The organism is Glaciihabitans sp. UYNi722, from assembly GCF_040549465.1.
Classification (GTDB): domain Bacteria; phylum Actinomycetota; class Actinomycetes; order Actinomycetales; family Microbacteriaceae; genus Lacisediminihabitans.
Genome location: NZ_JBEPTL010000019.1, coordinates 1 through 20,085 on the forward strand (window position 1 = coordinate 1; position 20,085 = coordinate 20,085).

Below are 20,085 nucleotides of genomic sequence, written 5' to 3' on the forward strand. Positions count from 1 at the left end.
AACATCATCGCCCACCCGCAAGGATTAACACGGGAACGCCAAAAATCGTCCAAAACACGCCGAAGACAATGAAATAAACACGACTGTAGTACTAGCCTTCACCGCGCCGCGGCTCGCCCCCTGGCGGTATCAGCTGCGCCGCCTCAGCGTCGGCCTGCGGCACATCCGCTGATCGAGGCCATGATCTGGCGAAAACTCTTAGGCGGATCGGCCGCGCCGCCCGCTATCCAGTGGTCAACCATCGGTCGATCCTAACGAGTCATCCTCACCGACATGCATGATTCCGACCCGGTGACCACGATCGGGATATCGTCGTTGCATGCGCGAACTCCAGTCACAGATCATCGCGGAACTCTCCGTGAAGCCCACCATCGACGCGACAGAGGAGATCGAGGCGCGCGTCGGCTTCCTTCGCGACTACCTCGTCACCACCGGAGCGGCAGGATTCCTGCTCGCGATCAGCGGCGGGCAGGACTCCTCCCTCGCGGGTCGATTGTGCCAACTCGCTGTCGACAAACTTGCGAGCGAGGGCGTCGCCGCCCAGTTCATCGCCGTGCGCATGCCCTACCTGGTGCAGCAGGACGAAGCGGATGCCCAACTCGCGCTCAGCTTCATCCGGCCACAGCGCGTGGTCACTTTCAATATCGCACGCGGGGTCGACGGCGTGCAGGCCGAGTATGCGGATGCCGTCGGCGACGACATGATCGACTTCACCAAGGGCAACGTGAAGGCTCGCACGCGCATGGTCGGGCAGTACGCCATTGCCGGACAACGCCGACTGCTCGTTGTGGGAACGGACCACGCCGCCGAGGCGGTCACCGGATTCTTCACCAAGTACGGCGACGGCGGCGTCGACATCGTGCCGCTGACCGGGCTCTCCAAGCGGCAGGGTCGCGCGCTTCTCGAGGCACTCGACGCTCCGGAGCGCCTCTACCTAAAGGCGCCGACCGCCGACCTGCTCGACGACACCCCCGGCCAGACCGACGAAGCGAACCTCGGTCTCAGCTACTCCGACATCGACGACTTCCTTGAAGGCAAGGATGTCGCCACCGAGGTCGCTGAGGCCATCGAGGCGCGCTACCTCAGTACGGAACACAAACGTCGCGTGCCGGCATCGCCCTTCGACACCTGGTGGCGCGGCTAGGGATGGATGCGTGCGCCGAACTCGCCACCGTGGTCGAACGACTCGGCGGCGAGACGTCACATCCGCGGACTGGGCGCGTCAGTATGTCTGCGACTGACCGCTCCGGCTACGCGGGGCCAGCCAGCCCGATCAGGTGCCCCTCGGGATCGGTGAAGTGACCAACCACCAGGTGACCGGCAGGGTTCCTCTCAGGTCCCATCACTCGGGTGCCGCCGAGACTCTCTGCTTTCTGCAGGGCGGCCTCCACGTCGGGCACGCCCACGTAGAAGATCGCGTAACCTGCGTAGCCCTTGCCGCCGCCGATGCCACCGGGGATCCCGCCCTCACCGGCAGCACCGATGAAGCCGTAGTTGCCTGCCTCGGAGACCGCGGGTGCAACTGGCGAGTCCGTGTCGAACTCCCACCCGAAGAGTTCACCGAAATAACTGCGGAGTTTCGCGGGGTCCTGTCCCGTGATCTCGAAATGTACGACTGGCTGCGGCATTGTCGGCTCCCCTCGGATCGCCTGGCCACCGCCGAATGCAATGGGCGGCAAACCCAATGTAAACACCGTACACATTAACCGACCTGGCCGCGACCCTCTCGGTCAGATCAGATCTCAGGCGCCTCGGCGAAGACGCTGGTCGTAGGCGGAGTGGCAATGACAGCCAGAAGCTTCGTCGGCTTTCCGTCGCCTGCGCGCCAGGCCGTGTAGGCGTCGTGATGCGCTGCGGACTCCCAAGTCTCCAACACGATAAGGTGCGCCGCATCCGCCTGGTCGATGAGCACCTCGATGCTGATGGCACCGGCGAATTCGCGAGTCTCGATGAGCGTGTCGTGAACGCCCTGGTACGACTCCTCCAGCGACTCGGATTTGAGTTGGGCATCGAGCAGAACCTTGATCATAGGGAATTCCTTTCGTGGATGTCCTCTTCAATCTAACGCGCCGGTTTCGTCAGGCCTGATCGGTAGGTGTCGCCTCCGCCGTCGGCAGCAAGTCGGCATGGTCCCGTGCGTACCTCCGAGCATGCCGGATCTGCCTGAAGGAGAGGGGGAAAAAAATCACGAGCACGGCCACGAAAAGAACAAGCGTCGATGCACTCAACACGATGAGAAATGCCGAACTATCGCCTGAAACCAAGCTGCGTACCCCTTGTATGCCGATGGCGATGTAGATCAGCAAGAGATAGCCCATTTGGAATGGCATGGTGATTGAGATCAGCACCGAGTATTTCGCCGCCGCGACCTGCTCATCGTCATCCAGTTCCAGCTGCTTGCCCCTGATCACCACCTTGGCGATCTTCCTCAGCCGGCCGAGATCGCTGCTCACGGTTGCGCGAAGCTGTCGGTTCATCGGCAGGCTGACAAGAACGCAGGCGATAGCGGCAGCAGTGAAGGCAAACTGAACGGCAAAGGACAGGCCGATACGTGGATCCCCTATAAGTCCAGCAAGCAGGGTGAAAACGACCATCCCGACCACGAGAATAGCCGCGAAGGTGATCACCACAATTCGGATCCTTCGCAGGATGTCTTTCCGACTGATCGGGGCCCACAGTTGCTCGACAGCGGGGTGCGTCTCCTCCCGTCGCAGGAGCCATCGGCCGACCAGTAATGCGACTGCGGTGAGGACCACGCCACCGCCGACAAAGACGATCGGCAGCCAGACATCCGCTTCCACGAGGATTGCGTAGACCACGATGGCCACGGCCGCGAGCACCTCGAGGCCGATCACGATCCCGAGCCACCAGGCGAAGTACTTGCGACTCTCCGGGGACTTCCTCACGTTCCAGTAAGCCGTAATCGATCCGAGGATCAGTGGGCCGTAGACGAAGACGGTGAGCGACGCGACGGCCAACAGGAATAGCGCCGAATCCGGTGAACCCTCACCGACCAACAGAAAGGCTCCACCGATCACGAGTCCGTCGGCGAGGAGCACTGCCAGAACAAGGGCAAGGACTTTCATGGTCGCGCTCCTTTCGGGTCGGGTCGCGACAACTACGAAGTCGTCACAGTCAACCGCCGAAATGCAGTTCTGAGTAGGCCTTGACTTTCATGAATAGCGAGGAGTCGTCGGCATCCGTGGGTTAGACCGTCGTGATACCGAAAGCCTTGGCCAGCTTGTCGATCTTCTCCGCGCGACCGAGCCGCGGCAGGTCGCTGCCGTCACGAACCTCGCGGTTGCGAGCCTCGAAGTCACGGAGGAAGTCCCTCGCCCAGGTCACGTCGGACTGGGTGGGGCTGATCACCTCGTTGATCACCGGGAGCTGGTCCACGTCGAGGCAGAGCTTCCCGGTAAGGCCGAGCGCGACCGACATCGCCGACTGCTCGCGCAGCACGGGATGATTGCTGCCGACAGTCGGCCCGTCGATTGGGCCTGGGAGGTTGCCGATGCGACTGGCGATCACCAGCCGGGAGCGCGGATACGCCATCGCCAGATCATCCGCGCTGGCACCGGTGTCGCGGCGGTAGTCACCGCTCCCGAAGGCCAGCCGGAAGGCTCCGCGGGCGCGGGCGATCGACGGACTCTCCTCGATGCCGAGCGCGGACTCGACGAGTGCGAGCACCGGGGTGCCACCGCCCAGACGGTCGAAGGTCTCCGTCACCTGGTCGGCAGACTCGGTCTTCGCGAGCATCACACCGAGCAGTCCAGGCACTCCCTTGAGAGCATCGACGTCGTTCGCCCAGAACTCCGTCGAGCGGTCGTTGATCCGTACCCAGGCGGTGCCGCTCTGCAACCATCCGGTGACATCGGCCAGTGCCGTCGGCTTGAGCTTCGGGTCGACGGCGTCCTCGATGTCGAGCACGATCTGGTCGGCGCGCGAGTTCCAGGCCGAATCGAAGGTGTCGCGCTTCGTCGCGGATACCAGCAGCCACGAACGCGAGATCTCCGCGGCGATCGAGAGGCCTCCGACACGGCGGGACGGATGCTGCTGCTCGGGTAACTCGTTCACGATCGCGACATCCTTCACTGGTTCATTGTCAGAACCCAGTGAAGCACGCACGCGGCTGGCTGGTGGAATTCGCGAGTCCGGATGCAGCACCTTCGGGCGGGATGGTTTCATCCCGCCCGAAGGTGCACCTAGAGCTGCCCCTAGGTTGCACTGCCGGGGTTGCCGCTGGCCACGATCGCGCCGTTGATGCCCTGGGGGAAGAATCCGCCCTTGTCGATCTGCACCGGAGTCAGGTAGACGACATTGAGCACACGCTCAGCCGTCCGTCCGAAGGCGAGGCTGTTCGCATCGGTCGGCACGAGGTTGGCCGAGCCGTTGAGGGTCAGGCCCTGGTCGTCATCCGTCGGCCCGTCGAGACTGTCTCTGGCATCCGAGATCTTCGTCGCCGGCGTCTGGAGCCCCTTCGCGTACAGGGTGGTCCTGATGATGCCCGCGTGATACGCCTCGACCGCGAGGATGCCCGCGGCCGCGCCCAGATAGGTCTTGTTGTAGATCAACGGAGCGGCGCCCTTGTAGGCGGTGACCCCCACATCCTCGAAGATGAAGGCCCCGAGCAGGAAGTTCTCCTCGTTGGCGAACGGATCGAAGGTCTGGCCGGCGGTGATGAGCCCCGCGGCCATCGCTGCGGCGGTGAAGCTGCTCTGAAGATCGATCTGCGGGCGTGAGACCTTGGCCCCGCCCAGGGCTGTGCGAAGGAAGGCCACGTGCGCCTTCTCATCGGCGGCTATCTCTTTGGCGATCTGCTTCAATGACGCCGTCTTGAAAGGCACCGCGTGGCCGCCGACGACACCTCCCTGAGGGTCGATGCCGTCGATCATGGTGCTGGGAAGGCCGACGCCGGTAACTGCGCGAAGGTAGAACTCGGCCTCGAGGTACTCCAGGTTGAGGGCGAAGTTCAGGATGGCAGAGTCGGAGATCGCCTCGTCCGACGGCGAGATAGCGGCCTTCGCCGTGCCCGCGAACGCCGGGGCACCGGCGGCCACGGCGGCGAAACCCACGCCCAGACCGGACGCACCGGCGGCCATCAGGAACCGTCTCCGGTCCACCGGGTTTTCTGCACTTCGGGTGATGGCTTTACTGATGAAGCGTTTGTCAAACATCATCGTTCCTTTGGGTAGATGTTGCGTCTCGGCGCATCCAGTTGATGACAGTGCCCAGCTCACCGTCATCCGCGCCCGTGGGCCAGTGACCCCCGTTAAGGGGACACCGTAGTCGCGCTAGCTGGGCATCTCCAGGCACTCAGGTAATTGGGAGTGAGAATTCACTACCGGTTCTACCGGCGTTAATGACAGCGGTCGATGTGGTTCGCAGGTCGCGCCGTCGCTCCATTTCCCATCCACCTCCCGGGCATATTCCTTCTCAATGACCGGCGCTTTCGGGTGAGCATCCTCTCCTCCACAGGCTCGTTCGGTAGAGGTCTATCCACAGGAAATGCTGGTCAAAGCCGCTTTACGGACCTCGAATGTCGGTGGTCAATGAGAGTCTGTTCCTATGAACTTCCCGACCGCGACGCTTCCCAATCGGCCTCAGGTGCGTATTCCTGATGTCGTCGGTGATGGGTCGTCGCCCGGGTCGCTGTCGGATTCGCAGTTGCGGGAGGCCCTCGAGCGCGCCTTCGAGCGACGGCATCAGGTGGATGCGGAGTTGGCGACGCTGGCAGGTGAAGTCGTTCACCGATCCCGGCCCTCACTCGGCGCAGAGGGGTTGGCAGTTCGCAGCGGCAACGGCACGGCGGCAGTGTTCGTCGCAGATGTGGGATTGATCACGCGCGCTGAAGCGCGGCGACTCTGTGACGTGGGTTCAGCGGCGACGGAGCGTGTCAGCCTCACGGGTGAACGGCTGCCCGCCGAGTTCCCGGCCGTCGCCGAGGCGATGGGTGTGTTGCCTGTCGATTCGGCAAATTTCATCGTGGCCGCACTGGAACAAGCGGCACCGCGGGCCGATGTGCGTCAGCTGCGAGTGGCGGAGCAGCGCCTGGTTGAATTCGCCCTCTGTAATCCCGCAGACGAGGTGCGGAAGGTCGCGCTCCGATGGCAGGACGCTTTAGACGAAGACGGTGTGGAACCGCGGGAGGATGAGCTCGTCGAACGCCGCACCCTGCTACGCACCACTCTGGCCAACGGGATGCGACGCTACCGCCTCGAGCTCGACCCCCTGAGTGCCGCGTATGTGGACGCCGCAATCGACGCCCGGGTCGGTGCGGTATTGCGTGCGCCACGATTCGTATCGACCGACGGACGCGACGACGGCACCGACCTGCCCGACCCGCGCGCACTCCCGCAGATCGCCGCCGACGCGATCGTTCAACTGGCGCGCCACTCCAACAGTTGCCCTCACGACGCTGTGCCCACCCCGGCCGCGACGATCGTGGTGCGGATGACGCTGCAGTCGTTGCTTTCCGGGCTGGGAGAAGCGCACATCGACGGAATCGATCAAGCCATCTCCGCAACGACCGCCCGGCGACTGGCGGCGGATGCGAACATCATCCCGATGGTTCTCGGAGGTTATGGTGAAGTGCTCGATATGGGGCGATCCCGGCGGCTGTTCACCCACGCACAGCGACTCGCCTTCGCCGAACGCGACGGCGGATGCGCCTGGGCCAACTGCCACCGCCCACCCAGTCACACCGAGGCGCACCACATTCGATGGTGGCACCATGGCGGCGAAACCAACCTCGATAACGGCGTACTGCTCTGCTCGATGCATCACCATCGCGTCCATCGCGACGGATGGCGCGTGCAGGTCGACGACAATGTGCCGTGGTTCATTCCGCCGCCGCACCTCGACAGGCAGCAGACGCCCCGACGCGGAGGACGACCACCCGACCTTGAGCGGCTTGCCGGCTGATGGGGAAGCAGGAGAACATTCATGAACAGGCGCCCGAAGTGAAGTTCCCCGCCGCCGAGGTCGAGGTGACCGAGAGCGTGCTTCGACGATTATTGGCGACGCAGCATCCGGACCTTGCGCGAGCTCCATGTGCCGTCGCCCGCCGATGTGCCACCGAACCCGGTTCGAGGCGTGCCGCTCGATTCGAGGTACCAGGCGGTCGAAGAGCGGATCGACGGTGAGCTGGTGCCGTATGCGGAGGAGGTACGAGAACTATGGCGAGCCGCGATCGCGACCGCCCCATGGACTGGCCCGGCGCTCTGGCTGCGCGGGGACCTGCATCCAGCCAACATTCTGGTGCGTGACGGGCGGCTCGCCGGCGTGATCGACTTCGGCGACATGACCGGCGGCGATCCGGCTACCGACCTCGCCACCGCCTGGCTCACCTTCGACGCCGAAGGTCGCGCCGCCTTCATCGCCGCGCTCGACTACGACGATGACACCTGGGCACGGGCTCGAGGCTGGGCCGTCTCGCTCAGCACCGCGATGATCGTCGGCTCAGCCCCTGCGTCCCTCATGCACCGGGTCGGGGTCGGCGGCATCGAGCAGGCGCTGCTCGATCGATGACCGTGCCTAGGCAGCACGAAGCCGATAGCCAGCGAGAACAATGCTCAGCTATCGTCGAGTATCCGCCACGAACTAGGGAACGCCATGAGGTCCATGAATCCGATACCGGGCAATCCGTGGCCGCACGATATGGTCCTCTCCATCGACACGCCCCACATGCTCACCCAGCTGCTGTTCATCCGCAGCGTCTGGCAGCTAGAGATCGCCGACGTACCCGCGCTCGACAGCGAGCCGGATCCGGGCAAGTCGGCACGTCCCGCCGACTTCGATCCCGCGAAGGTCACCGACCTGTGGATGCGGGAGTGGCAACGAGGGTGGGCGCAGTACGAAAGCCTCACCACCGGCATCAGCACCCCGGATGCCGCGACCCAGCACCTCCTCGACACCTCAACCGATGCGGAACTGTGGGCCGCGTTCTCGCCGATACCTCCCGACGTCTGGGGTGAAGGGATCGACTGGGATGCCAATGGCCGGTGGGACGGCAGCCTTCCGCCGGACCATACCGTACCCCTCGCCCAGACGCCGGAACGTGTGTGCCTGCCGGAGTTGATCCACGCCTGGAAGAGCGGCGTCACGGCGATCATCGAGCTGCCGTATGCGGGATACTTTGCCGACCGCATCACCCGTCGTCACCCGGTCGTCTCCGCCGTGACACGCCGCACCCCCGCGCTGTACCGTCGGGCGCTCGAAGCAGCCAGTCAGCAGACCGATCGATGAGTGCTGCCGAAGTGAGTGCTGCCGACGAACTGCTGAGCGGGCCACGCGGTCGACGACTGTGCCTGCGCGTCGCGACATCCGTCAATGGGCAGGTGTGGACCGCCATGCGTTACGCCGCGAAGCAACCAGCAGACGATAACTTGCTGAGCGCCCTGGTGAGAGTGCTGAGGGACATCGACCCGACATCGATTGCGACGACCGACGAAAAGGCGCTGCTCCTGCCGCTCGCCGAATCCGTCGACGCCGCGAGGTACTGGCAGGAACCGGACGAAGAAGACCGCCTCCTAACGAACCCGACGATCGTCGAGGCCCTGCGAACGATCGCCCAAGCGTTGGCGAGCGCACCGAGCGCCACCTGGTGGTCAAGTCCCGTCGCGCTGACGCAACAGCGACACGTCACTTGGCTCGACGAGGGCTATGACGTTTCGCTGTCGCTGGTCGACGCGGCGGGCAAATTGGAGAGGTGGAAGGCGACGACGCAACTCAATGAACGAAAGGCCCGCCTGAGAGCGCTTTCGGTACCCATAAGCGGAGATTGGACATCGAGCCCCACGTGGCTGCTGCCGACCACGACCCGCGAGGCCTACCCGGCCACGGCGCAGTGGGGCTGATGCTGGTGGAAGACCGTTTCAATTGGGCGAGCGCGCGTGTCATAGCCCTCACAGCGGAACCCGGCTGCCGCATCTACGAGATCACCGGACCGGAAGCGTGGTCGGAACTGGTCAGGCGATATCCGCTGAACGTAACCCGCTTTTGATCGCCGGCGCGGCCACGGAATGGCAGCGCGACGAACCCCACTGGTCCATGCGCTGGCCTACCGTAGATACGCACTGACAATCAGGTCGCCGCGGATCTCGCCCAGCCGATCCAGCAGGCGGTCAATCAACGCGATCGAGACGCCGGATGCCACGAGGTCGTAAGGCCCGAGGGGTTGCAGCTTGCCGCAGCGGATGCGCACCACCTCCCAGCCGGCCGCGCGCAGCATCCGGTCTTTGCGCAGGTCGGTCTGCTCACGTTGGCCGACATGCTCCAGTCCGTCACGACCGGTGGTGTCGTACTCGATCGCGACGCGGAGCTCGGGCATTACGATGTCGGGCCAGACCTCGATGTGGGTGAAGAAGGGGCGGGCAACCTTCACCGCATTGCATCCGAAGTCCAGGGCGAGGCGATCGGTGAGCCGTTGGCGCAGGCTTCCTTCGGCCGCGGATGCTGGAGCCGGCGCCCACGGACTGAGGAAGGCGTCGCCGACCTGGAACCTGTCGGCCGCAGCCCCACCGTGAGAGCAGACGCGGCAACGACGACCACCCAGCATCTGCTCGATTCGGGCCTCGTAGCCACCATGACCCGCCGGGCAGACCCAGGAGTAGCGCCGGGTGACCCCGGTTTCGACGGACAGGGCCGTGTGCTGCCGCGGCGCAACGATCGCGAGCAACTCCCCGCGGGTGACCGGCGCACCGTCCAGCCGCCGGCAGAGGTAGCAGCGGTCGTCGTCGGGATCGAACTCGATGCGGTCGACGTCACGCGAGTGGCCGCAGAGGTAGGACTCGACGGCGGCTTCAGATTCAGTGCCGGCTTCGGCCCCAACTTCAGAAGACCGGGCACGAACCACCGGAGCACGACGACGCACCGCGAGCACCGCGCACTCCGGACACCAGGTCGAACGACGGCGCGAACCGCCGGGGCGCTGGCGCTGCTCCCCCGGCGTGGCCACGAATTGATGCCCCGCGTCGCACTGCCAGAGCAGGTAGACCTCGGCAGCCGGCGGTACCTGGGTCAGCGTGATCCCGGCGTTGAGGTCGGGATGGTATTGGCGCACCAGTACCGGATAGCGCTCCCAGTCAGCCCGGAACCGCCCGATCGGATAGGGCACCGGGTCGCCCTTCGACCACTGGCGCCGCGCCCACCACAGTTCGACGTTCTCCGGCACGCGCGTCCCTCCCTGCGAGGAATCACTCCTCCCTCAGAGGAAGCACATTCCTCCTTCACAGAAAGCTACGGGCGGCTACCGACGCCCGCTCAACCGGCCGGCTGAACCGCCGATGCGGTCGGCAGCACGACTCCCTTGCCCGCGCACGCCTTCACGCCGGCGTCGGCAATGAAGAGCGCGCCCTTCTGCCCGGGAGGGTAGACGCGAAAGCCGTCAGCATCCCGTGGCTGACAGTCCGCCATTGAGTAGTCGAGAGCCTGTGCGATCAACAGCGGAACGGATGCCGCACCTCCCGCCGCGAGGGTTACCGTGTCATGCGGATACTGGCCGCTGCGATCCTGCTTGGCCGGGACCCCGATCTGCGTGCCATTGCCGCCGCCCACGAACGAGACACCCGGCCACCCCTGCAGGATGCAGGACTTCGCACTGGTGTTCGTCAGCACGAGACGCACGCCGATGCTGCCGGCAGCACCGCCCGACCCTTCGCCGAGCGTGCCGGTGAGTTCCGAGGTGGAGCAACTGCCAGTGCCAGAGCTGCTGTCCTGGGGAGAGTCTGCCGTGGGCGATGACGACGGCGTTGTCGACGGAGACGGAGACGGAGATACCGTGACGGTGGACGTCTTCGTGCCGGCGGGATCCGGCTCGCCCGACGAGAAGCCCGCGAGGGCGATGGTGAGGGCCGCAGCCGCTGTAAGCTCGACGATCGATCGTGAGGAGACCATCGATCCAAGGTTGCACACGACGCGGGGATCACACCGCATGCCTTCAGCGGCATGTATTACTCTAAGGCGACCGAGACCGATTTCCCTGAGTTCAGCGAGTCGCGTGCGGCGAGGGAAACGGCAAGCGCGGCGATGGCGGAATGGGTCGGAGAGACCTCGGGCTCCGCTCCGCGGCGCACACATTCCAGAAAATATTCCGCCTGGCGCGCGTAGGGGTTGCTTGCACCCACAGAGCGAGTCTCGACCCCGTCCGGGGTGATGAGTCGGTAGCTGTCACCAGCGGCCTGGGAAGCGTCTAGCGCCCCCGCGTAACGGTGGTCGGCGATTCCGCGGCTGCCGAGAAGTTCGAGCGAGGATGAGAAGGAGAAACCCGGCGCCATGCCCATGAATCCGAGCACCTGGCCCGACGCGCCGCCCTCGTAGTCGACGGCAACCTCCACCGGTCCATCTGCCCGTGCGCGCCTGGCAGAGACGGAGACTGGTCGCCCGAGAAACAGGTTCAGCTGGTCGAAGTCGTGGATGCTGAAGTCGACGAGCACTCCACCCGACTTCGACTCGTCATGCCACCAGGTCGAGGGTCGCGGCGCCGGACTGATGCGCTCGGCGCGCACGACGAGAAGTTCGCCGAGTACGCCGGAATCCGACACCGACCGAAGGGCGCGATAACCGTCGAAGAACCGCACGACGTGGGCCACCATCAGCACCCCCGCACTCTGCGCTGCGACGTCACGGATGGCCAGCGCATCGGCGACGGTGAGCGCGATCGGCTTCTCCAGCAGCACGTTCTTGCCTGCCAGAAGGGATCGTATGGCGATGTCGGCATGTGTCGGAGTCGGGGTGCAGACCGAGACGACGTCGACATCCGGATCCCGCAGCACAACGTCGAGGTCGGTCACCGACTGCGCACGCGGCGCGCCTTCGAGGGGGTCGCCACCATGCGGCGAGCAGATGTACTTGACGGCGTCGCCGAAACCGATCTCGCTCCAGGCCCTGGCGTGGGCACGCGCCATCCCGCCTCGCCCGATGATAGCTATGGTCACCATGGTCACCCCTCGTCGTTCATGCTGAACTGGTATCTCGCCGGGATCGGTTCGTCGGGGACGATCTCGCTCCAGAGTGCCGCCATAGCATTCTCTCCTTCCCGAAGGTCCGCCACCTCGAGCCCTTCGCGGAGGATCGTCGCGGCCCGGTCGGTCTGTCCGGCTGCAGCGGAGGCCTGCGCTTCGAGAAGCCTGATGCGTCCGCTCCGCTCCGTCGCCCGAGCGTTCTCGATCAGCCTCAGCGCACCCTCAGCATCGCCGACACTGATCGCGGTCGTGGCCGCTTCGACGAGCAGGAAGGCGTTGCCGGGTTCGAGCTCGCAGGCTAGTGGGAAGTTGTCGCGCTCATCCACCCCGAGCAGGGCGAGACCTCGGTACGCGATAGCGTTCGGCACGTGCCCGATGGACTGCGAATAGAGTGCGCGCGCCCCATCGAGATCACCGCCCGCGTGCGCCATCACCGCACGATGCATGAGGGTATGTACCCCATCTGGCTCCGCCGCGAGCAGTGCGGCCCAGTCTGCACCGCGCACGAAGGTGATAGCCCCAGCGAATCCGCGATGCTCCAGAAGGTCCAGCCACGGGCGCTGCCCGGCGGTCATCGACGTGGGCGCGAAGGGCGTGCCGGTCTCGTCGATCCAGGGCAGACCGTGACGCCGACGACGGACCGCCTCCAGGGCTCCCCAGCCTGTGCCGGCCAGAACGGAACGCTGTGGGGCCAGGTCTGCGAATGCCTGGGCTGATTCCAGAACGTCTTCGGGAATGAGAGCAGCGACACGCTCCGATGCGTGCCCCACCACCGCGTCCCAGTCATTGCCATGAGCGATCTCGACATTCATCCGCGAATTGCCGTAGGCCTCGACCCACGACCACTCCGCTCCAGCCGGTAGTTCGAGGTGCTGGAACTGCGTCTGCGCGAGGCCGGCCTGGATCTCGGCGTACTGCGCGCCATTCGGCGTCAACCAGCGCTGCCAGCTGTCGCCTCCGGTGCCCTGCCCCCAGACGAAGAGTTTGCGACCGCGAAGGCGGGGCGTCGACACCATCGCTAGTCCGTCGCCGTCCCGGTCGGCGTTGACGATCCAGCGACGGCTCCGCGGCGGGATGTCGAAGAAGAAGTCCCGCGCACGCAAACTAGCAGCAGGCCAGGTGCAGTCAACTCCGCCATCGTCGGTAGGCGAGACCCGCGAGATTCCGCCGTCGTAGTTGCTGCCGAAGGCCCAGCCGGCGGGAACGACCACCCGGCTGTCCGCCGTCTGGGGCACCGCAGCGTTGGTCCACCAGTACATCGGCACGGAGAAGTCGTTCGGGTTTCGCAGTCGCACAGCCACGAGCAGTACATCCGAGTCGTCGGGCAGCCAGGCGTCGATCTGGAAGACGACCTCGCGTAGCCGGTCGAACTCCCACATCCGTAGTGCCTCGCTGCCGTCCGGTCGCTGCACGAGTGCGGAGTGCAGCGGCGCGCAGGTCGTCGGCGAATGCCCACGGGTGCCGATGTTCCATTCGATGCCGCCGGCGAACCAGGCATTGCGCAGCGCGAGATTCGCGAACTGGATCGTGTCAGGCGAATGCAGCAGCTGCTTGCCATGCTTCTTGTCGAAGAGTTCCCACAGCCGTCCGCCGAGCTCGGGCAGGAAGACGGCGCGCACCCTGTCGTTTTCGAGAACGACGGTGGTCAGCTCGCGATCGGAGCAATTTCGTTCGTAAGCGCTCTGCTCGGTGTAGGGGTACAGGTTCGCGGGATTGCCGAACTGCGAACCGTCGATGATCTCTTGCGGGATGTCGCCGCTCGAGATCCGATAGGGATTCTCGAGGGGCACACCCACCATCGGCAACGGGTTCTCTGCACCGAGGTCGGGCATGCTGAACGATCGCGACCCGACCCGAATCGTCATAGCGGAACCGCCGACTGCAGCCGCGCGACGTCGTCGCGAAGACGCGAGAAGAGTTGAGCGTCGACATCGACACCCGCGTGTTCGAGACCGAGCACTGCGGCACCGACCACGCCGTCCGTGACCGGGATCAACTCGGCTCCACCCGCCGCCATCTCGAGCGGCTCGGCGAAAATCGCGGGCGCGACCCGCATGCCCGCTGCCAGCACACTGCCCCCCAGTACCACCGGGCCGTCGACATCGGGAGCCCGGGTGGCCGCGAGCAGATCGGCGAGGGCGGTGGCAGACGCCGTCAGGATGCCGCGGGCGACCGGATCCTCCAGCGCGTCGAAGGCGAGCGGCGCGAACCGGGCGAGGTCGACCGGCCGCAGCGCGTAGGTCGCGTCCATGAGGCTGACCAGCGAATTCGGACGGCCGCGGACAGAGCCAGAGGTGGTCTCGATGTTCACGGAAGCCAGCAGGGGAAGAGTCAACGCAGTGTCGGGTCCGAGGCCGTCCAGCGCGGCAACGACGGCCCGCACCACCTGATGACCGATCCAGTATCCGGAGCCGCCGTCGCCGAGCAGCCAGCCGGTTCCTCCGCGCGCGAAGTCGAGTCGCCCCTCGGTGACACGTCCGGCTACCGCGCCGGTGCCCGCGATAATCGCGTAGCCCTCGTGCCCGAAAGTGCCGGAGAAGTAGGTGCCGAGCAGGTCGGGCTCGATCACCGGCTCGCCCTCGAATCCGAGCGCACCGAACCGCTCGGCGAGGCGTTCGAGAAGCAGCGGTGAGACTGCGCCGGCGAGTGCGATGAGAGCCGTCGATCCCTGTCCTGTGGCCGAACCGTCGGAGGTCACTGCCCGCTCTGCGGCCTTCGCGAGCTCGGCGACCGCACCCTCGACTCCCGCGGCGGTGGGGTTGCCGCTGCCAGCGCGACCGTAGCCCAGGCATCGCCCCGACAGGTCGAGGACGACGGCCCGGGTGGAGGTACCCCCAGCATCAATCGCGAGAATCTTGCGCATCGTTATCATTCCGAAATGGTCTTGCCTGTCGGACACTGTACTGTAAGAATAATTTTCGCAGCACTCCAAAGAAGGAGAAACAGATTCTTACCATGGCGTCAACCCGAGTCGCGATGTCAGATGGGCATGCTTCCGCGGTAGCGAACCGCATCCAATCTCGACTTCCCGAGATGTCGGACGTCATGGCGAAGATCGCTGAGTACCTTCTGGAGCATCCGCAGGCCCCCCTCAAGCTCTCCATCGGTCAGCTCGCCGAGCAGGCCGGAACGTCCGCGGCGACCGTCACCCGGTTCTGCCGCATGATCGGTTTCGCCGGCTACGCGCCCTTTCGCGTCAGCATCGCGACCGATTTCGGGCGCAGCACCGCCCGCGACTCGTGGAAGACGGATATCGGGCGCGCATTCGGCCCCGACGACTCGCCTGCCGACGTGCTCAGTACCCTGATCAACGCCCACTCGCGCACCCTGCGCGAGACCGCGGCCGCCATCGACCTGCCGGCCATGAAACTCATTTCCCAGCGGATCGCGCAGAGCACACACGTAGACATCTACGGTGTCGGCGGCAGCGCGATGCTCGCCGACGAGATGCAGGCTCGGCTGTACCGCATCGGCATCAACACCCACATGTGGGCCGAGGTGCACACCGGACTCACCAGCGCAGCCATCCAGAACACGAGCTGCGTCGCCATCGGTATCTCCAACACCGGGCGTACAGAAGAGACCATCCAGATGCTGACCGAAGCCGGCCGGGCAGGTGCCCTGACAGTGGCGATCAGTAACGATCCGACCTCGCCGTTGGCCGAGGCCGCCGACTTGCGGATCATCACCTCCGTCTACGAACAGTTTTTGCAGCCCGACGACCTCTCGGCGAAACACGGGCAGCTGCTCGTGCTCGACCTGCTCTACCTGTTGATCGCGCAGGAGAATTTCGACCGCTCGACCGACAGCCTCGCCGCATCCGCACTCGCCGTCTCGACGCATCGCAGGCCTCGACGGGCGACGGTCGGCAGCAAACAGAGCCGTGAACCCCAACCGGCAACCGAAAGCATCTAAACCATCCGAAAACAATTGGGAGAAGCAGTGTCAGACACCCTCACACAGTCCGATTTGGTCCGAGATTTCACCGGCGAGGTGAGATCGCGCCTCGACCAGCTCGCCGCGAGCGCCGAGGCCGGCGACTTCGACGCGGCCATCGACATCCTGGTGACCGCGATCGAACGCGGCGGCGTGATCCAGGCTTTCGGCACCGGGCATTCAGAGGCTTTCGCGATGGAGATCGCCGGCCGCGCGGGCGGCCTCATCCCCACCAACAAGATCGCGCTACGCGACGTCGTACTTCGCGGCGACCTTGACGTCGATTCGCTCAGCGGGGCCTCGCTCGAGCGGAACCCGGATATCGCCGAGCAGCTCTACGACATCTCCAACGTCGGTCCTCACGACGCTTTCGTGATCGCCTCGAACTCCGGCGTCAACGGCTCGATCGTGGGGCTCGCCCTGCTGGCCAAAGCCAAGGGGCATCCGGTGATCGCCGTCACCAGCTTCGAGCACACCATGGGCGTCGAGCCGAAGCATTCGAGCGGAAAGCGCCTGAAAGAGGTCGCGGATGTCGCGCTCGACAACCGTGCTCCGTTCGGTGACGCGACCCTCGAACTCTCGGGCGGTGTGACGGTCGGCGCCGTCTCCTCGATCACTGCGGCGTACATCGCCCAGGTACTCACCATCGGCACCGCCCAGCGCATCGCGGCGACCGGAACGACTCCTCCCCTGTACATTTCGGCGAATATCCCGGGAGGCGACGAGCACAACAGGGTGCTCGAGGATTTGTACCTCAACAGAATTCGGCGCGACGCCTGACCGCCGATTGATTGCAATACGCACGAAATACGAAAGAAATACGAAACCAGATTGAGTAGCTAAGCCGGTCACATTCAACAATGGAAGGCAGTACAGAATGACTATCAAAGAACACCCGCTTCAGCGGCGAGACTTCCTCCGTGGCGCGCTCCTCACGGCGGTGCTGATTCCCGCCGGCGGAATGCTTGCGTCCTGCGTGGGCGGAGGCGGCTCGTCCACCTCCCCCGGCGGAACGGTCACCAAGACGAACCCCTTCGGCATGGCGGACAAGTCCACCGTCGACGCCGTCATCTTCAAGGGCGGATACGGCATCGACTATGCCGACTTCGCCGCGAAGGTGGAGGAGAAGCTGCAGAAGGGCTCGACCGTCAAGGTCACCGCGCAGACCAACATCGCCCAGACCCTCCAGCCGCGATTCGTCGGAGGCAACCCGCCCGATGTCATCGATAACAGCGGCGCAGGCCTGATCGGCATCAACACCATCCGTGGCCAGCTCGAAGACCTCACCTCGGTGGTCGAGGCCAAGAACTACGAGGGCACCGTCATCAAAGACACCCTCTACGCGGGTGTGATCGAGCCGGGTACCTTCGACGGCAAATTCGTGCAGCTCAACTACGTGCTGACCGTCTACGCGCTCTGGTATTCAGCCTCGCTGTTCGAGGCGAACGGCTGGACAGTGCCGAAGACCTGGGACGAGATGCTGGTTCTCGGCGCGAAGGCCAAGGCCCAGGGCAAGTACCTGTTCGGCTGGGGCAAGGAAGCCGCCACCTACTACCAGACCATGGCGATCGCCTCCGCGATCAAGGAGGGTGGCGACGAGGTTCGCCTGGCTCTTGAGAACCTCAAAGACGGATGCTGGTCACTGCCCGCGGTGCAGGCAGTCTTCACCGGCATGAAGAAGGTCATCGACGCCGGATACATGCAGCCCGGTGGCGCCGGCACGCAGTTCACCGCGGCGCAGTCGCAGTGGAGCAACGATGAGAAGTTCATCCTCTACCCCTCGGGTGGCTGGATCGAGAACGAGATGAAGAAGGCGACAAAGGACGGCTTCAAGATGACCGGCGCTCCGGAGCCGACAGTCACGAGCAGCTCGAAGCTTCCCTACACCGCACTGCACTCGACGGCCGGCGAGGGATACATCGTGCCGTCGCAGGGCAAGAACGTGGCGGGTGGCAAGGAGTTCCTGCGCGCGATGCTCTCGCACGACGCGGCGGTCAACTTCGCGAAGACCACCTTCTCGTCCACCATCGTCAAGGGAACCATTCCGAGCGACGGCTTCGGCTCGACGGCACTCGTGTCGCAGGTGAAGCTGCTGGAGGGCGCCGGATCGGATGTCTTCTCGTGGAACTTCGTCGACCTCTACGGACTGAACCCCGACCAGCTGGTGGTCTGGAACACGTTCCTGCAGGGTGCCTCGGATGTCGCAACGCTCACCAAGGGTCTGCAGGACATCACCGACAAGACCCGCAACGACAGTTCAGTGAAGAAGGTCACGGTCAAATGACCGCTATCGTTCCACCAACCACCACACCGGGCGGCGGTAAATCCACCGCCGCCCGGCGGTGGACCCGTCGCGACCTGACCTTCGACAAGGTCAGTTTCATGGCCGTATTCCTCGTCGTTCCGGTGGTGGGGTATGTGATCTTCGTGGTGTGGCCTTTCCTCCAGGCCTTCTACTACTCGCTGACGGACTGGTCGGGTTTCACACCCGGCATGAACTTCATCGGCGTGGCCAACTACGTCAGATTGTTCACGGACAACATCTTCATGAAAGCGGTCGGCAACAACCTACTGCTGCTGATTGTGCTACCGATCATCACCCTCGTGCTGAGCCTGGCGCTCGCCACGCTGGTGACTGTCGGCGGGCCGAGCAACGGGCCGATCAGAGGCCTGCGCAACTCCAGCGTCTATCGCGTGATCTCGTTCTTCCCCTACGTGATTCCGGCCATCGTGATCGGCATCATCTGGAACCAGGTCTACGACCCGAGCCACGGCATCCTGAACGGACTGCTGACGGGAGCCGGACTCGAGCAATTCCAGTCATTCGCCTGGCTCGGCGAGCAGCGAACTGCGATGATCGCCACCATCTTCGTGATCGCCTGGGGGCTCGTCGGGTTCTACATGGTGCTCTTCGTTGCAGCCATCAAAGGCATCCCGGCCGAGATCTTCGAAGCGGCCAGGATTGACGGAGCCGGGCGGTTCCGCACCGCGGTGACCATCACCGTGCCGATGATCCGCGACAACATCCAGACCGCCTACATCTACATGGGCATTCTGGCGCTCGACGCCTTCGTCTACATGGCCGCGCTGAACCCCGGTGGTGGCCCCAATAACTCGACCCTCGTAATGGCGCAACAGCTCTTCACGACGGCGTTCACCAAGGGCCAGTTCGGACTCGCCTGTGCAATGGGTGTGGTGCTTGCCGTCATCACGCTGCTGTTCTCGGGACTCGTTTTTCTCGTGAACAGGCTGACCGGTGGAGATAATGACGTGGCCGAATGACGAACATCAAAGCGCAGACGCTTCCCCGCACGGTGGCTCCGCTGCTCCGTCGCAAGGCGAAGTCCACCACGGGCGACAAGGTAGTCGGCACCATCTCGCACACGGTGCTGACCATCTGGTCGCTGATCATCGTGCTGCCGTTGCTCTGGTCGATTATGTCGTCGTTCAAGACGAGCAAGGAAATCCTCGGGTCGCCGTTCACCCTCCCGTCGCACGTGAACTTCGACAACTATGTCGCCGCGTTCACCACCGCCGGCATCGGTAGCTTCCTCCTGAATACGGTTGTTGTCGTCTTCGGCGCTCTGGTCGTCACCATGCTGTTCGGCTCGATGTGTGCCTATGTGCTCGCGCGGTTCCAGTTCCCTGGCAGCCGCGGCATCTACTATCTGATGCTGGCCGGTCTTACCTTCCCGATCTTCCTGGCGATAGTTCCGCTGTTCTTCGTGCTGAAGAGCATCGGGCTGCTCAATACGCTGCCGGGGCTCATCCTCACCTATGCGGCGTTTGCGCTACCGTTCACCGTTTTCTTCATGTTCTCCTTCTTCAAGGCGCTGCCGAACTCGATCGCCGAAGCGGCGGCACTGGATGGTGCGGGCGAATGGCGCACCTTCTTTCAGGTGATGCTGCCGATGGCGCGGCCGGGGCTGGCGACGGTTGCCATTCTCAACTTCGTCGGGTTATGGAACCAGTTCCTCTTACCCGTGGCGTTGAACTCGGACGTCAAGAACTATGTGCTGACCCAGGGCATGGCGGCCTTTGCCTCCCAGGCCGGATACTCCGTCGACTTCGGCCAACTGTTCGCCGGCGTCGTCATGACGGTCATCCCGGTGCTCATCGTCTACCTGATCTTCCAGCGCCAGCTGCAGGGTTCGGTGTCGCAGGGCACGAACAAGTAGGCGGCTTCCGC

The 20,085-nt window shown here is 64.5% G+C and carries 19 protein-coding genes and 1 pseudogene; 10 read left to right on the plus strand and 10 right to left on the minus strand.

Annotated elements, in window-relative coordinates; translation table 11 throughout:
* Window positions 1–319: 319 nt before the first annotated feature.
* Entirely contained in the window at window positions 320–1,144 is an 825-nt protein-coding gene (gene nadE / locus ABIB56_RS13475; protein WP_354569733.1) for an NAD(+) synthase, read from the plus strand.
* 106 nt (window positions 1,145–1,250) lie between these two features.
* Here nadE and ABIB56_RS13480 read toward each other — a convergent pair whose 3' ends face one another.
* From ABIB56_RS13480 to ABIB56_RS13500, 5 genes are all read right to left on the minus strand, one after another.
* On the minus strand, window positions 1,251–1,628 hold the full coding sequence (locus tag ABIB56_RS13480) for a VOC family protein (RefSeq protein WP_354569734.1): 378 nt from the start codon (window positions 1,626–1,628) through the stop codon (window positions 1,251–1,253).
* 107 nt (window positions 1,629–1,735) lie between these two features.
* Window positions 1,736–2,029 carry a putative quinol monooxygenase gene (locus ABIB56_RS13485; RefSeq protein ID WP_354569735.1) on the minus strand — a complete coding sequence of 98 codons (294 nt, stop codon included), beginning with the start codon at window positions 2,027–2,029 and terminating at the stop codon, window positions 1,736–1,738.
* Window positions 2,030–2,078: 49 nt separating this feature from the next.
* Entirely contained in the window at window positions 2,079–3,086 is a 1,008-nt protein-coding gene (locus ABIB56_RS13490; RefSeq protein ID WP_354569736.1) for a hypothetical protein, read from the minus strand.
* Between the two features lie 121 nt (window positions 3,087–3,207).
* Window positions 3,208–4,074, minus strand: coding sequence for an HpcH/HpaI aldolase/citrate lyase family protein (locus ABIB56_RS13495; protein WP_502917608.1), 867 nt, complete (start codon window positions 4,072–4,074; stop codon window positions 3,208–3,210).
* 140 nt (window positions 4,075–4,214) lie between these two features.
* Window positions 4,215–5,174, minus strand: coding sequence for a ferritin-like domain-containing protein (locus ABIB56_RS13500; protein ID WP_354569737.1), 960 nt, complete (start codon window positions 5,172–5,174; stop codon window positions 4,215–4,217).
* A gap of 391 nt (window positions 5,175–5,565) precedes the next feature.
* Here ABIB56_RS13500 and ABIB56_RS13505 point away from each other — a divergent pair, with 391 nt between their 5' ends.
* The 4 genes and pseudogenes from ABIB56_RS13505 (at window position 5,566) to ABIB56_RS13520 (ending at window position 8,855) form a co-directional block, all read left to right on the plus strand.
* Complete coding sequence (locus tag ABIB56_RS13505) at window positions 5,566–6,921, plus strand: HNH endonuclease signature motif containing protein (RefSeq protein ID WP_354569738.1); 1,356 nt, start codon at window positions 5,566–5,568, stop codon at window positions 6,919–6,921.
* A 99-nt stretch (window positions 6,922–7,020) separates the two neighbouring features.
* A pseudogene (locus ABIB56_RS13510) lies at window positions 7,021–7,527 on the plus strand (phosphotransferase); the annotation flags it as partial.
* An 84-nt stretch (window positions 7,528–7,611) separates the two neighbouring features.
* Window positions 7,612–8,244 (plus strand): hypothetical protein, encoded by a 633-nt coding sequence (locus ABIB56_RS13515; protein ID WP_354569739.1) that lies wholly within the window; start codon window positions 7,612–7,614, stop codon window positions 8,242–8,244.
* Window positions 8,241–8,855, plus strand: coding sequence for a hypothetical protein (locus ABIB56_RS13520; RefSeq protein ID WP_354569740.1), 615 nt, complete (start codon window positions 8,241–8,243; stop codon window positions 8,853–8,855). The genes ABIB56_RS13515 and ABIB56_RS13520 overlap by 4 nt, the downstream gene beginning before the upstream one ends.
* Before the next feature lie 203 nt (window positions 8,856–9,058).
* Here ABIB56_RS13520 and ABIB56_RS13525 read toward each other — a convergent pair whose 3' ends face one another.
* From ABIB56_RS13525 to ABIB56_RS13545, 5 genes are all read right to left on the minus strand, one after another.
* Window positions 9,059–10,171, minus strand: a complete 1,113-nt coding sequence (locus ABIB56_RS13525; protein WP_354569741.1) for a zinc-ribbon domain-containing protein — start codon at window positions 10,169–10,171, stop codon at window positions 9,059–9,061.
* Between the two features lie 89 nt (window positions 10,172–10,260).
* Entirely contained in the window at window positions 10,261–10,893 is a 633-nt protein-coding gene (locus tag ABIB56_RS13530; protein WP_354569742.1) for a DUF4232 domain-containing protein, read from the minus strand.
* A gap of 56 nt (window positions 10,894–10,949) precedes the next feature.
* Complete coding sequence (locus tag ABIB56_RS13535; RefSeq protein WP_354569744.1) at window positions 10,950–11,936, minus strand: Gfo/Idh/MocA family protein; 987 nt, start codon at window positions 11,934–11,936, stop codon at window positions 10,950–10,952.
* Window positions 11,937–11,938: 2 nt separating this feature from the next.
* Window positions 11,939–13,825, minus strand: coding sequence for a DUF5107 domain-containing protein (locus ABIB56_RS13540; RefSeq protein WP_354569745.1), 1,887 nt, complete (start codon window positions 13,823–13,825; stop codon window positions 11,939–11,941).
* Complete coding sequence (locus tag ABIB56_RS13545; protein WP_354569746.1) at window positions 13,822–14,823, minus strand: N-acetylglucosamine kinase; 1,002 nt, start codon at window positions 14,821–14,823, stop codon at window positions 13,822–13,824. The genes ABIB56_RS13540 and ABIB56_RS13545 overlap by 4 nt, the downstream gene beginning before the upstream one ends.
* Window positions 14,824–14,936: 113 nt before the next feature.
* Here ABIB56_RS13545 and ABIB56_RS13550 point away from each other — a divergent pair, with 113 nt between their 5' ends.
* The 5 genes from ABIB56_RS13550 to ABIB56_RS13570 all read left to right on the plus strand — a co-directional run bounded on the left by ABIB56_RS13550 (window position 14,937) and on the right by ABIB56_RS13570 (window position 20,074).
* Window positions 14,937–15,875 carry a MurR/RpiR family transcriptional regulator gene (locus tag ABIB56_RS13550; RefSeq protein ID WP_354569803.1) on the plus strand — a complete coding sequence of 313 codons (939 nt, stop codon included), beginning with the start codon at window positions 14,937–14,939 and terminating at the stop codon, window positions 15,873–15,875.
* A 27-nt stretch (window positions 15,876–15,902) separates the two neighbouring features.
* Window positions 15,903–16,676 carry a sugar isomerase domain-containing protein gene (locus tag ABIB56_RS13555; protein ID WP_354569747.1) on the plus strand — a complete coding sequence of 258 codons (774 nt, stop codon included), beginning with the start codon at window positions 15,903–15,905 and terminating at the stop codon, window positions 16,674–16,676.
* Window positions 16,677–16,773: 97 nt separating this feature from the next.
* Window positions 16,774–18,180 (plus strand): N-acetylglucosamine/diacetylchitobiose ABC transporter substrate-binding protein, encoded by a 1,407-nt coding sequence (ngcE, locus tag ABIB56_RS13560; RefSeq protein ID WP_354569748.1) that lies wholly within the window; start codon window positions 16,774–16,776, stop codon window positions 18,178–18,180.
* Window positions 18,177–19,178, plus strand: a complete 1,002-nt coding sequence (locus tag ABIB56_RS13565) for a carbohydrate ABC transporter permease (protein WP_354569749.1) — start codon at window positions 18,177–18,179, stop codon at window positions 19,176–19,178. Before ngcE ends, ABIB56_RS13565 begins: the two co-directional genes overlap by 4 nt.
* Window positions 19,175–20,074, plus strand: coding sequence for a carbohydrate ABC transporter permease (locus ABIB56_RS13570; protein WP_354569750.1), 900 nt, complete (start codon window positions 19,175–19,177; stop codon window positions 20,072–20,074). The genes ABIB56_RS13565 and ABIB56_RS13570 overlap by 4 nt, the downstream gene beginning before the upstream one ends.
* The last annotated feature ends 11 nt before the right edge of the window (window positions 20,075–20,085 follow it).

Excerpts from the sequence above, each read along its gene's own strand:
- ABIB56_RS13550 (WP_354569803.1), top strand. The coding sequence starts at position 14,937 with ATGTCAGATGGGCATGCTTCCGCGGTAGCGAACCGCATCCAATCTCGA.
- ABIB56_RS13480 (WP_354569734.1), bottom strand. The coding sequence starts at position 1,628 with ATGCCGCAGCCAGTCGTACATTTCGAGATCACGGGACAGGACCCCGCG.
- ABIB56_RS13530 (WP_354569742.1), bottom strand. The coding sequence starts at position 10,893 with ATGGTCTCCTCACGATCGATCGTCGAGCTTACAGCGGCTGCGGCCCTC.
- ABIB56_RS13515 (WP_354569739.1), top strand. The coding sequence starts at position 7,612 with ATGAGGTCCATGAATCCGATACCGGGCAATCCGTGGCCGCACGATATG.
- ABIB56_RS13545 (WP_354569746.1), bottom strand. The coding sequence starts at position 14,823 with ATGCGCAAGATTCTCGCGATTGATGCTGGGGGTACCTCCACCCGGGCC.
- ABIB56_RS13535 (WP_354569744.1), bottom strand. The coding sequence starts at position 11,936 with ATGGTGACCATAGCTATCATCGGGCGAGGCGGGATGGCGCGTGCCCAC.
- nadE (WP_354569733.1), top strand. The coding sequence starts at position 320 with ATGCGCGAACTCCAGTCACAGATCATCGCGGAACTCTCCGTGAAGCCC.
- ngcE (WP_354569748.1), top strand. The coding sequence starts at position 16,774 with ATGACTATCAAAGAACACCCGCTTCAGCGGCGAGACTTCCTCCGTGGC.
- ABIB56_RS13540 (WP_354569745.1), bottom strand. The coding sequence starts at position 13,825 with ATGACGATTCGGGTCGGGTCGCGATCGTTCAGCATGCCCGACCTCGGT.
- ABIB56_RS13505 (WP_354569738.1), top strand. The coding sequence starts at position 5,566 with ATGAACTTCCCGACCGCGACGCTTCCCAATCGGCCTCAGGTGCGTATT.
- ABIB56_RS13570 (WP_354569750.1), top strand. The coding sequence starts at position 19,175 with ATGACGAACATCAAAGCGCAGACGCTTCCCCGCACGGTGGCTCCGCTG.
- ABIB56_RS13490 (WP_354569736.1), bottom strand. The coding sequence starts at position 3,086 with ATGAAAGTCCTTGCCCTTGTTCTGGCAGTGCTCCTCGCCGACGGACTC.
- ABIB56_RS13500 (WP_354569737.1), bottom strand. The coding sequence starts at position 5,174 with ATGTTTGACAAACGCTTCATCAGTAAAGCCATCACCCGAAGTGCAGAA.
- ABIB56_RS13485 (WP_354569735.1), bottom strand. The coding sequence starts at position 2,029 with ATGATCAAGGTTCTGCTCGATGCCCAACTCAAATCCGAGTCGCTGGAG.
- ABIB56_RS13520 (WP_354569740.1), top strand. The coding sequence starts at position 8,241 with ATGAGTGCTGCCGAAGTGAGTGCTGCCGACGAACTGCTGAGCGGGCCA.
- ABIB56_RS13565 (WP_354569749.1), top strand. The coding sequence starts at position 18,177 with ATGACCGCTATCGTTCCACCAACCACCACACCGGGCGGCGGTAAATCC.